The 12003-nt window shown below is 67.4% G+C and carries 5 protein-coding genes; 3 read left to right on the forward strand and 2 right to left on the reverse strand.

Annotation, left to right across the window (positions count from 1 at the left end; genetic code table 11):
* Positions 1-4: 4 nt before the first annotated feature.
* On the reverse strand, positions 5-8086 hold the full coding sequence (locus OVA31_RS04330) for a non-ribosomal peptide synthetase (RefSeq protein ID WP_324290183.1): 8082 nt from the start codon (positions 8084-8086) through the stop codon (positions 5-7).
* A gap of 500 nt (positions 8087-8586) precedes the next feature.
* Between OVA31_RS04330 and OVA31_RS04335 the strand changes: the two genes are divergently transcribed.
* Genes OVA31_RS04335 through OVA31_RS04345 form a run of 3 tightly spaced genes read left to right on the forward strand, consistent with a single transcriptional unit; the run spans position 8587 to position 11530 of the window.
* The gene (locus OVA31_RS04335; protein WP_267629870.1) at positions 8587-9921 is read left to right on the forward strand and encodes an ATP-binding cassette domain-containing protein; all 1335 of its coding nucleotides are present in this window, start codon (positions 8587-8589) and stop codon (positions 9919-9921) included.
* On the forward strand, positions 9918-10712 hold the full coding sequence (locus OVA31_RS04340) for an ABC transporter permease (protein WP_267629871.1): 795 nt from the start codon (positions 9918-9920) through the stop codon (positions 10710-10712). Before OVA31_RS04335 ends, OVA31_RS04340 begins: the two co-directional genes overlap by 4 nt.
* Positions 10709-11530: an ABC transporter permease gene (locus OVA31_RS04345; protein ID WP_267629872.1), complete on the forward strand. Its 822-nt coding sequence runs from the start codon at positions 10709-10711 to the stop codon at positions 11528-11530. The genes OVA31_RS04340 and OVA31_RS04345 overlap by 4 nt, the downstream gene beginning before the upstream one ends.
* An 11-nt stretch (positions 11531-11541) precedes the next feature.
* On the opposite strand, the gene OVA31_RS04350 is transcribed toward OVA31_RS04345, so the two are convergent.
* Entirely contained in the window at positions 11542-11871 is a 330-nt protein-coding gene (locus OVA31_RS04350) for a hypothetical protein (RefSeq protein WP_267629873.1), read from the reverse strand.
* Positions 11872-12003: the final 132 nt, after the last annotated feature.

Below are 12003 nucleotides of genomic sequence, written 5' to 3' on the forward strand. Positions count from 1 at the left end.
CCCGTCACGTCCGTTCGCTACCTTCCGCCTCGACCGAATCCGTAGGGTTTTCGCCGCCCGCGGCGCCACGATTCCGGCGGCCGCCGGCGATCACGCCATGGGCACGCTCACGGAGCTCGGCCAGGAGTCCGTCGAAACCTTCCGGGCCGGATTCCGCCAGCCCGGGAACAAGTGTCATGAGAGCCATCGTCAGCGCCGAATCCGCATCGGACGCTGCGGGATTCATCGCGCTGGTCATCATTTCGAGATCTCCGAAGCCGAGTGCTGCGCGACCACCGACCGCGGTGGCGGTGCGATCGATCGCGGCGGCCTCGAAGACCAGTGCGGCCAGACTCTCGTCCGCGTCGTCCACCGGCAATCCGGCCGCGGCCACCACCTCGTCGTCGAGACGGATGCTCACGTCACCGACCACACACTCCGGATTGTCCGCGACCCCCTCGAGCAGCTGGAGGTACCGTAGGGCCATCCGCTCGATCGTCGACCGATCGAAAAGATCCGTGGCATAGAGGAATTGCGCGCGCAGCGCACCCCCGTGCTCGTCCCGGTCCGGATCGTTCGGGAAGAGGGTGAGCTGCAGGTCGACCTTGGCCGATGCCAGCTCCTCGTGTATCGGTTCGACCGTGAGCCGGTCGAACTGCAGCGTCGGGAATTCCACGTCCTGGAACGCCAGCATCACCTGATAGACCGGGTTGTAGGAGGTGGGTGGTTTGGGCAGCGTCCGGGACACGATGTTCTCGAATGCGACGTCGGTGTGCGACATGTCGGCGAGATCGTCGTTGCGCACGCGCTCGAGCAGGTCGACGAACCGCTCGCCCGGGCGCACCCGGGTCCGCAGGGCCAACGTGTTGACGAACATCCCCACCACATCATCGAGGCTCTGCTCGCCGCGGCCGGCGAACGGCGTTCCGATCACCAGGTCGTCGCGGCCGGAGATCCGGTTCAACAGCATCGCGAACGCGGCGTGGATCACCATGAACGACGTGGTGTGATGTTGCCGCGCAACGATGTCCAGATTCGCCACCACAGACGCGGGGACCTCGAAGTTCACCGTGTCACCGCGGAAACTCGGCGTCTTCGGCCTGGCATGGTCGTGGGGCAGCTCCAACAGCTCGGGCGCCCCCGCCAACCGCTCGTCCCAGTAACCGAGTTGACGCTCCTCCTCGGTGATGCCGTCGCCGTCGGTGACCGCCAGACGTTCCGACAGCCAGAGGCTGAAGTCCGCGTACTGCACCGGAAGGGGTTTCCATGCCGGCTCGGCCCCGGCGCTGCGCGCCGCGTATGCCGTCATCAGATCCCGTGCCAGTGGCGCCATCGACGCCCCGTCCGCGCTGATGTGGTGGACCACGAAGACCAGGATGTGCTCGTGCGCAGAAGCCTTGAGCAGCACCGCTCGTACCGGCGGCCTGGTGGTGATGTCGAATCCCTCACCGGTGACCTGACCGATGGCCGACTCGATCGATGTCGTGACGGTGCGCTCCTCGATGGTCAGCTCGCTCTCGACCACGTCGGCAGGCATGATCACCTGGATCGGCTCGTCCTTGATCATCGGATAGGTCGTGCGCAGCGATTCGTGCCTGCGCACGATGTCCGCGGTCGCGAGTTGCAACGCGACGACATCGAGGTCGCCTGCCAGCCGCAGCGCCATGGCGACGTTGTAGGCCGCGGACCGGGGATCGGCACGGTTGACGAGCCACAGTCCACGCTGCATCCCGGACACCCGCACCAGCTCCGCCCGACTGCGCGCGAGCAACGGCGGGGCACCGTGCCCGGTCGGACCACCGGCGAGAGCCTGCCCCAGCGACGACACCGTCGGACGCTCGAACAGCAGCTTCACCGGTACCTGTCGATCCAGGAGCGCGGAGAGCCGGGAGGTCACCTTGGTCGCCGAGAGCGAACTGCCACCGAGGTCGAAGAAGTCGGCGTCGGCACCGACCCGGTCCTGGCCGAGTACCTGGCCGAAGATGCCCGCGACGACCGCCTCCATCTGCGAACTCGGCGCCCGGTACGGCGCGGACACGCTGAAATCCACCGGCGGAAGGGATTTCCGGTCGATCTTGCCGGCCGTGGTCAACCGGAACTCCTTCACGATCACCACCGCGTGCGGAACCATGTATCCGGGCAGTTGCGCGGCCGCGTGTTCGAGTATCCGCTTGGGCTCGGCCGTCGCGCCCTCGACCAGTCGCGCGTAGGCCACCAGCACGTCGTCGCCGCCCGGCCCGGGCACCCCTAAGCTCACCACCTCGGTCACCAAAGGGTGATGCAGGATCGCGGCGTCGACCTCGCCCGGCTCGATCCGCAGTCCGCGGATCTTGAGCTGGAAGTCGGTGCGGCCCACGTACCGGAGATTTCCCGACGCCGTTCGTACCGCCCGGTCGCCCGTGCGATACATCCGATCCCCGGCGGAGAACGGGTTCGCCACGAATCGGGTGGCGGTGAGATCGCTCCGGCGGTGATACGCACGGGCGAGCTGGGCCCCGGACAGATACAGTTCGCCGGGCACCCCGACGGGGACCGGGCGAAGAGTGTGATCGAGCACCAGGCCGCCGACTCCCGGCACCGCCTGCCCGATCGTGACCTCGTCGCCCTCGTGCAGGGGGCCCGCTGCGGTGGCCCAGATGGTCACCTCGGTCGGGCCGTACAGGTTGAAGAACGCCCGGCCGGCCCGCGCCCACTTCCGCATCAGGTCGGGGGGACATGCCTCGCCGACGCTGATCACGCGGCTCAGGCTGGGTACGGCGGCCGGTTCCAGCGTGCCGAGTGCAGACGGCGTCATGACCGCGTGGGTGACCCGATGCCGGTCGATGAGCTCGGCGAGCTCGTCGCCGCCGAACACCCCCGCCGGGCTGACGACGAGCTCGGCACCCGTGCACAGCGCCATCAGGATCTCGAAGATGGACGCGTCGAAACTCGGCGACGCTACGTGCAGCACCCGGGAGCGCTGGTCGAGGCGCAGGATCTTCTGCTGATTCGCCACCACGTTCGCGAGCCCGACATGACTGAGCGCGGCCGCCTTCGGGCGTCCGGTGGAACCGGAGGTGTAGATCAGGTATGCGAGGTCGTCCACGCGCGGGGCACGCCGGAGCTCGCCCGTGTGCAGGCGCGCACCGCTGTGACCGGCCAGTTGTAGCTCCACCGCTGCGTCGTCGACCTCCAGCCAGGAGACACCCTCGGGTGCCTTGCCCCGGACGGCGGTCGACGTCAGTCCGAGGGCAGCGCCGCTGTCCGAGAGGATCTCCGCGAGCCGTGACGGCGGATGGCCGGGGTCGATGCTCACGAACGCGGCTCCCGACTTGACCACCGCGACCATCGCGAGCACCGAGAGATGCGAACGCGGGATGCAGATGGCGACCAGGTCACCCGGGCCGAGACCACGGGCGACCAGTTCCCGCGCGAGTTGGTTCGACACCACTTCCATGGTCGACCACGTGATGGTGGACGTGCCGCTGATCGCGACCGCCGCCGGATTCGCGTGCACCACTCCGGCGACCAGCAGGTCGCGCAGCGTCTCCGGCATCACCCGCGATTCCGGAGGTGCGATCAGCGCCGCCCGCTCCTCACCTGCCACGAGATCGATCGTGCCGACGGGCCGGGCAGGCGATTCGATCATCGTCCACAGGACCGTGACGAGTTGCGTCGCGACCCGCTCGATCGTCCGGTGGTCGAAAATGTCGGCAGCATAGGCGAACTCCACGTCCAGACCCGTTCCGCCGACCTGATCGGTGACCGTGACGGAGAGATCGAACTTGGCGGCGGGCACCCGAGCGTCGAGCATCTCGGCCGACTCGACCCAGTCCCCGAGCGCCGTCGCCTGCCCCGGATGCATCGTCAGCGCCACCTGGAACAACGGGGTGTGGGCCGCCGATCGTTCGGGGGCAACGGCTTCCACGACCCGCTCGAACGGGATGGACGAGTGCCGCATCGCCCGCGTACGGGTGGTGTGCGCCCGGTCGAGCAGCTCGGCGGTCGTGTCCTCCGGGCGCATCGATGTCCGCAGCACCACGGTGTTGACGAACATGCCGACCAGGTCGGCGGTCGCGGGCTCGTCGCGACCGGCGACGGCCGTCCCGATCGCCACCTCGTCCACCTCGGCCCACCTCGCGAGCAACACCGCGAACGCGGTGTGCACCACGGAGAACGGGGTGACGTTGTGATCCCTGGCGAGTGAGCGGATACCGGCCGCGAGGTCGGCGTCGAACACCGTGTCGACGTATCCGCCGTTACCCGTCGCGACGTGTGGCCGCGGATGGTCGGTCGGCAATGGCAGGAAGCCCGGGAGTCCGGAGAGTTCCTCCTCCCAGAAGGCCAGACCCTCCCGGGCGAGGGGGGTCGGGTTCTCCGGGTCACCGAGGAGCCGGTGCTGCCAGATCGCGAAGTCGGCGTACTGCACCGTCAGCGGCGGCAATGCCGGCCTGCCGCCGGAGCGCCGCGCGCTGTAGGCCACGAAGAGATCGCGGATGAGCGGCACCAACGAGAATCCGTCGCCTGCGATGTGGTGGAGCACCACCACCACGACGTACCCGGTCTGATCGCGGAGAATCCTCGCGCGGAACGGGATGTCGTGCGCCAGGTCGAATCCTCGGGCCGCCTCCGCGGCGACCGTCTCGTCGACCCCCTCGTCGACGACCGCGACCTCGATGTCCAGAAAGCCCATCGCCTCGGCTCGCGACAAGATCTCCTGCACGGGCTCGCCGCCCACAGACGCAAACCTGGTGCGCAGGGTCTCATGGCGATCGACCAGGTCACCGAGTGCTCCTTGCAGAGCAGCGACGTCGACCTCGGTCCCGAGCCGGACAGCGCCGGGCATGTTGTAGGTGCTCGCCACCGGATCCATCCGGTTCACGAACCACAGCCGGGTCTGGGAGTGCGACAGCGGAATCGTGTCGGGACGCTGCTCGACCCGGGTCAGTTCGGGACGGCCATCGGCCCCGCCCCGCCGTGAACGCTCCGCGACCTCGCCGACGTCGACCGAGGTGAACACGTCGGTGAGATCGATCCGCACGTTGTGTTCGACCCGTGCCCTCGACACCAGGCGTGCGGCCATCAGCGAATCACCACCGAGCGCGAAGATGTTGTCGCGCAATCCGACACGTTCGACGCTCAGGAGTTCCCCGATCAGCGATGCCAGCGTGTGCTCCACCGGCGTGCGGGGCGCCTCGTAGGCGATCACCGGACGCAGGTCCGGCGCAGGCAGTTGCTTACGATCGAGTTTGCCGGTGGCGTTGATCGGGAACTGATCGAGCAGCACCGCCGCCGACGGGACCATGTGCGACGGCAGGTGACGACGGCACCAGGACAGTGCGGCGGCCTCGCTGACCGAATCGTCGTCGGACCGCAGATACGCCACCAGGACCGGCCCCGGCGCCAGGTCGGTGCGCGGCACCACCGCGGTGGCATCCACTCCCGGCATGCTGTCGAGCACCGACTCGATCTCACCGGGTTCGATCCGCTGCCCGCGGATCTTGACCTGGAAGTCGGTACGCCCGAGGTAATGCAGCTGGCCATCGGGGCTCCAGCGAACCAGGTCACCGGTGCGGTACATCCGGGAACCTCTCGGGCCCAGATGATTTGCGACGAAGCGGTCAGCGGTCAGGTCCGACCGACCGACGTAGCCGTCGGCGAGCTGACATCCCGCGAGATAGAGTTCCCCCGCGACACCGGCGGGAACGGGCCGCAGGCGGGTGTCGAGGACATAGACGTCGGTGTTCGCCACCGGCCTGCCGATCGGCACCGGGCCGTCGTCGGCGACCACCCGATACTCGGTGACGTCGATCGCGGCCTCGGTCGGACCATAGAGATTGACCAGTTCGGCCGACGAACCCTCCAGCACGCGGTCGGCGAGGAGTCGCGGCAGCGCCTCGCCGGAGGTGAAGACCCGCCGGACGGTTGGCGGCAGCAGGGTGAGATGCCCGTCGTTCTGCAGGACCTCGGTGTAGACGTCGAGCATCGACGGCACGAAGTGCAGGACGTTCACCTGCTCCTCGGTGATCAGGTCGAGAAGGTATTCCGGATCGCGGTGCCCGTCCGGCCGGGCGATGACCATCTGCGCTCCCTGGGCCAACGGCCACAGCAGCTCCCAGACGGAGACGTCGAAGGTGAACGGCGTCTTGTACAGCACCTTGTCGCCGGCGGCCAACGGGTAGTTGTCCTGCATCCAGGCGAGCCGGTTGTGCACCGCTGCGTGCGACACCTGCACGCCCTTGGGCGTTCCGGTCGACCCCGAGGTGAACAGGACGTAGGCGGCCTCGCTGCCGCCACCCGTCACACCGGCCGGGGCGAGCTCGGCGAGGGCCGCGGGATTGTTCGCGGCGGTGTCGAATCCGATGGAACCGAGCAGTGCGGCGTCGACGATCAGATGGGCGGCGACGGTCTCGGCGATGAGACGGCGTCGCTCCTGCGGCTGCGCGGGATCGACGGGGACATAGGCCGCGCCGACGGAGAGTGTCGCGTAGATGGCGGCGACCTGTGCGATACCGCGGTCGAGGGCCACCACCACGTGGTCGCCACGGCCGATACCCGAATTGACCAGGTGCGCTGCGATGAGAGTCCGGAGGCGATCGAACTGGGCGTAGGTCCAGCGTCGTCCTCCGGACTCGATGGCGACGTCGTCGCCCCGGTCACGAACCCGCTGCCCGAAAGCGGCGAGCAGGTGCGCATCGGGATCCGGTGGTGTGGCCTGCGGTCCGACGCCGAGACCGACCATCTCCTCGCGCTCACCGTCGAGCAGCAGATCGACGTCGCCGATCAGCAGGTCCATCTCGGAGAAGATGCGGTCGAGGAAGGCCAGGAAGCGCTGGAGGTGCCCCTCGAGTTCGACGGCCGAGTAGAGATTCGGATTGCCGTGGAAGTCGACCACCAGCCGGGCGCCAGGGCTGGCCTGATAGACGTTCAGCCGCAGATCCTCCAGGATCCCCGATGAGAGGATCTGGTAATCAACTGTGGCGCCGGTCAATTCGATCGGCTTGTCGAAGAACATCAGATTGATGATCGGGCCGAACGACGCGGTGTTCGCATCCTGCAGTCCTGCGTCGATGCGGATGTCCTCGAACCGGTAGCGCTGGTGGCGGAGGGCGCCGGTCAGCTCGAGTTGGACCTGTTCGATCAGCCCGCGCATCGTCAGCCGTGAGGCGTCGCGGACCCGGACCGGCAGCATGTTGGCGAGCATTCCGCTGGCGCGCTTGATCTTTGCCGTCGCCCGACCGGTCACGGGAAGGCTCAGCACCACGTCGTCGGTGCCGGCCATCCGGGCCAGGTAGGCGGAGAAGCCCGCGGTGAGGAGCACCGCCGCCGACGTGTTGGCCTCGGCTGCCACACGGTCGAGATCGGACTGCTGGGATGCGCTCAGCTGCGACCCGGCGACCAGGTTGCGTGGCGACAGCTCCGCGGCCACCGATCGATGGGCGAGGGTGACGCGCTCGGGCAGATCCCGGACCCGCTCGATCCAGTACTCGCGGTCGGCCTCCCGGCGGGTGCCGGCGATGTACTTCTTGTCGTCCTCGACGAGTTCGGCGAGTGACGCGCCCCGGTTCGACACGTAGTCCGAGCCCGAGACAGCCGCGTTGTACCTCGTCACCACCTCGAGCACGCCGGTCAGGCCGGCATAACCGTCCATCGCGATGTGGTGGGCCCGCACATACCAGAAAGAACGGTCGTCGGCGACCCTGATGAGCGTCGACACGACCAGATGGTCACGTCGCAGATCCATGTGTTGCTGATAGTCGTCATTCATCCATCGCAGCGCCGCACCGACGGGATCCGCATGGTCGCGGAAATCGAGGAAATCGAGATCGTTGTCGAGTCCTTGATCGACGATCTGCATCGGTACGCCGTTGACTTCCACGATCCGAGTGAAGGCAGACTCGCGTTCATGCGCATTTTCGACGACCGCCTCTCGGAAGAGATCGCGATCGAGTGGTCGGTCTTTGTCCCGGATATCGAGATACTGAGCAACGGTAACGGAATAGTCGGCCGAAAGATTTTCGGCAAACCACATCCCGCGCTGCGCTGCGGTCAGCGCGAAGGGGACCAGTTCTGCCCCGCTCTCGGTGTCTGTCTCAGTGGCATCATGGGTGTTCTCGACCGAACCCATAGCCCCTCTTTCCCAGGTCAGCGGCCAGCCCGGCCCGCCGACGGCTGACGATCAACCGACGCTCGGGTCGTTGTGGGCTGTCTGTTCGCGGGAACTCCGTTCCCAGGCAACAGTGTGCGTCATTATCCACCTTTCCCAACGAAATTCACCATGATTCGTTTGAATGCACGAGCCCTGGCCCGGGCACACGAATCTCTGGTAAACGGCTAGCTCACGATAGGAATTCGGCCGTGCGGCCGAGATCGTTACGCGACCGACTCCGAAGTCGTCCAAACGTACTAATGCGGTGCGCGGCGACGTAATGATTCGGCCTCCGAGAGCGAGAATCTTTCCAGACCGTTCAAACAATTTCGGTAGCATCGCCCACACCGGACGCTCGGAACCGCCCGCGGGGCACGCGCCCGGCGTCCCCACGATCCGCGCGGTGTCGCGTAGCCCGAGAAGGGTGGTGCACACCCGCCCCCGACTCGGGCGACCGAGATGCCCGAGAGGAGCAGTCGATGGCCGAGCAGTCCGGCGGGCCGGCGGGCGCCCGAACTGGCAGCACCGTCGGGGATATTGATTCGACCCCGGACACACCGGGGGCTCCCCGACATGCGGCGGTCGTCGCCGACGAGGCCCGGACGATGCCCCTACGCGCGGCGCCGACCGATGACGACGGCCTGCCGACCGACAACGGCCCTGCACGAGACGTGGCGTCCGGGTGGAACATCGTCGAATCCTCCTCGCAGCCACAAGCGCCGACCGTGATCCCGGATACCGGCACGCCGCGGAGACCATCGCCGGCACCGGCCACCGTCGATCCGACTGCAGGAGACGACTCCTCGGCGCGCCCCGCCATCGAAGTCATCAGCCTGCACAAGCGATTCGGGGACAACGTCGCCGTCGAGAGTGTCAGCTTCTCGGTCGCGAAGGGTTCCATCCTCGCGCTCCTCGGGCCCAACGGTGCGGGAAAGACGACGACCGTCAACATGCTGTGCACCCTCCTCAAGCCCGACGGCGGCAGCGCAATCGTCGCCGGTCACGATGTGGTCTCCGACCCCGCGGGAGTCCGCCGATCGATCATGCTGACCGGTCAGTTCGCCGCGCTCGACGAAGCGCTCAGCGGTCGGGACAATCTGGTCCTGTTCGGGCGGCTGATGGGTCTGTCCAAGGCGGTGGCCCGGTCGAGAGCCGACGAACTACTGGCATCGTTCGAGCTGACCGCGGCAGCCAAACGCAAGGTCGGCGAGTATTCGGGCGGTATGCGGCGCCGGATCGACATCGCGTGTGGCCTCGTCACGCAACCCGAGATCGTATTCCTCGACGAGCCGACCACCGGGCTCGATCCGCGGAGCCGCCAGGACGTGTGGAAGCTCGTCGAGTCGCTGCGCCGGCAAGGCGTGACCACGCTGCTGACCACGCAATACCTCGAAGAGGCCGACACCCTGTCCGATCACATCGTGGTGATCGACAAGGGCCGAGTGATCGCGTCGGGTACCGCCGACGAGCTCAAGACGGCGACCGGCGCGTCGCACTATCAGGTGACCCCCACCGATCCCGACGATCTGGACCGTCTGCTCGCGTGCCTGGATGGGATTGCAGTCGACGGGCAGGGCGCCGGGAGACCCACCGCCGACGAGCCCGACGGGGTCGCCACCTTTGTCACGGTGCCCGCCGCCGCCGGGGCAGACACACTGGTCGAGATCGTCCAACGGACCAAGGACGCCGGCATCCGGTTGTCGGACGTGGCGCTCTGCCGCCCGAGCCTCGACGAGGTCTTCCTCGCCCTGACGGATCCGGCCGACACCACGGCGGTGTCGACCTCCGACGACGAGCAGAGCCCGGCCGGATGACGCTCGAGGCGGCACACCTCCTCCGGCCGCGGACCCGGGCAGGCGCGCAATGGTGGACGCTGACCGGTCGGGGCATCTCCTCGATGGTGCGCAACGGGGAGATCATCTTCGCGTTCGTCGCGCCGGTGCTCCTCGCGATCTGCTTCTATGTCCCGCTGCGCTCGATCATGAACGCGGCCCCGGGCATGGACTACGCGGACTTCCTGATGCCGATCATCTCGTTGCAGTCGGTGAGTTTCGTCGCGTCGTCGGCGGCCATGAGATCCGCGGTGGACGCCACCAAGGGCATCAACACCCGATTCCGGACCCTCCCGATGCCGCCGGTGATCCCTCCCCTTGCCCGGATGGGCACCAACACGGTGCTGCTCGTCATCTCGATCATCTGCGCGACCGCGACCAGCCTGGTGATGGGCTGGCGACCGAACGGGGATGTGCTGGACACGATCGGTCTGTTCGCGGTCGTGCTGGTGGTGGGCATCCTCATCGCGGTCCTCGCCGATGCGGTCGGGTTGCTCTCCAACAGTCCGGAGGCCACCAGTCAGGCGCTCTCGCTGCCGATTCTCATCCTCGGCATGTTGTCGACCGGATTCGTGCCCGAAAGCCAGTTCCCGGAATGGATTCAGCCGTTCGTGCGGAACCAGCCGATCTCTCAGTTCGCGACCGCGATGCGCTCGCTCAGCGACGGCACCGCCACCCTCGACCTGCTCACGCCCACGATCTGGTGGTGTGTCGGCCTGGCCGTCGCCGGGGGCCTGCTCACCGTGCTCGGTGTGCGCCGGGTGGTGCGATGACCACCGTCACGCAGGCGCCTGCCGGGCGGCTCCCCGTCGAGCGGTCGGCGCGGGCGTTCGTCGAGCAGAGCGCGGTGCTCGCGTGGCGCCAGATCTCGGTCATGGTGCGCGACCGGGGCACCTTCCTCCAGCTGGTCCTCGTCCCGCTCCTCACCCTCGTCATGTTCAAGGTGGTACTCGGTGATGCAATCGGCAGTGCCACCGGGCAGGACAGCACCTACGGAACCGTGCCGCTGGTGATCCTGGTGAGTGCCATGTTCGGGTCGGTGGCCGCCGGCATCCGCCTGAACCAGGAGCGGGGTACCGGTCTGCTCGCGCGGCTGTACGTGCTGCCGATCAACCGGGCCGCCGACCTCACCTCGCGACTGTTGAGCGAGGTCTTCCGCATCGTGGTGGTGACGGCACTGCTGATCGCCGTCGGCTCCACCATCGGTTTCGACATCACCGGTGGGGTGGTCGCGGTCGTCGGGATCTTCGGGGTCTCGCTGATGTTCGGCGTCGCCTACGCGATGCTGGTGCTCGCCCTCGCGGTCAGCGCGCGCCCGTCGGCTCCTCTTGTCCCGCTGTTGTCGCTGGTGTCGAGCGTTCTCATGTTCTTCAATTCCGGATTCTCCCCCGTTGAGGCCTACCCGGGCTGGCTGCAGCCGATCGTCGAGAACCAGCCGATGAGTCCGGCCATCGAGGTGATGCGATCGCTGGCCGCGGGTGGCCCGATCGCGGAGAACATGATCAAGGTGGTCGCCTGGACGGTGCTCATCATCGCCGCCTGCCTCTACCCCGCCCTGCACGGGTATCGCAGAGCCGCCACCTCACGATGAGCGGAGCGGCATCAGCCGACCGAGCGCAACATCCCGTAGCCGTCCCCGACGTCCCGGGCGAGCCACTCCACCACCTGCCCCACCGCAGTGGAGACCGCCGACGGCTCGTCGAGCGACCCGATCCGCGGCAGGCAGTGCAGGATCGCCGCGACAAGTGACGAGCCGACGCCGAGCCCGTTGCTCTCGGCAACGAGGTCGTAGCGCGTGAGGGCGCCGGCCAGATCCTGGTAGGTGGCCGAGTCACCGCTGTGTCGGACCGCGGTCAGGCCAGGGGTGACCTCGGCGCGGCGATGGACTTCGTCGCACGTCGCCCTCAATCGCGGGAAGTCCCACGATCCCATGTCACCATCCATTCCTGACCTGCTCTCCGCCAGTCGAAAAAGCGTCCGACAATCCTCCGGATCTGGGTAATCGCTGTGTGCAAATGATGACAGATACTCCCTGCGATTGTCACCGGAGGACGATGAGAAAAT

Origin of the sequence: Gordonia sp. SL306, assembly GCF_026625785.1 — a bacterium.
GTDB lineage: Bacteria > Actinomycetota > Actinomycetes > Mycobacteriales > Mycobacteriaceae > Gordonia.

What these genes read in the sequence shown, in the direction of transcription:
- OVA31_RS04330 (WP_324290183.1), bottom strand. Translation starts at nt 8,086, where the DNA reads ATGGGTTCGGTCGAGAACACCCATGATGCCACTGAGACAGACACCGAG.
- OVA31_RS04335 (WP_267629870.1), top strand. Translation starts at nt 8,587, where the DNA reads ATGGCCGAGCAGTCCGGCGGGCCGGCGGGCGCCCGAACTGGCAGCACC.
- OVA31_RS04340 (WP_267629871.1), top strand. Translation starts at nt 9,918, where the DNA reads ATGACGCTCGAGGCGGCACACCTCCTCCGGCCGCGGACCCGGGCAGGC.
- OVA31_RS04345 (WP_267629872.1), top strand. Translation starts at nt 10,709, where the DNA reads ATGACCACCGTCACGCAGGCGCCTGCCGGGCGGCTCCCCGTCGAGCGG.
- OVA31_RS04350 (WP_267629873.1), bottom strand. Translation starts at nt 11,871, where the DNA reads ATGGGATCGTGGGACTTCCCGCGATTGAGGGCGACGTGCGACGAAGTC.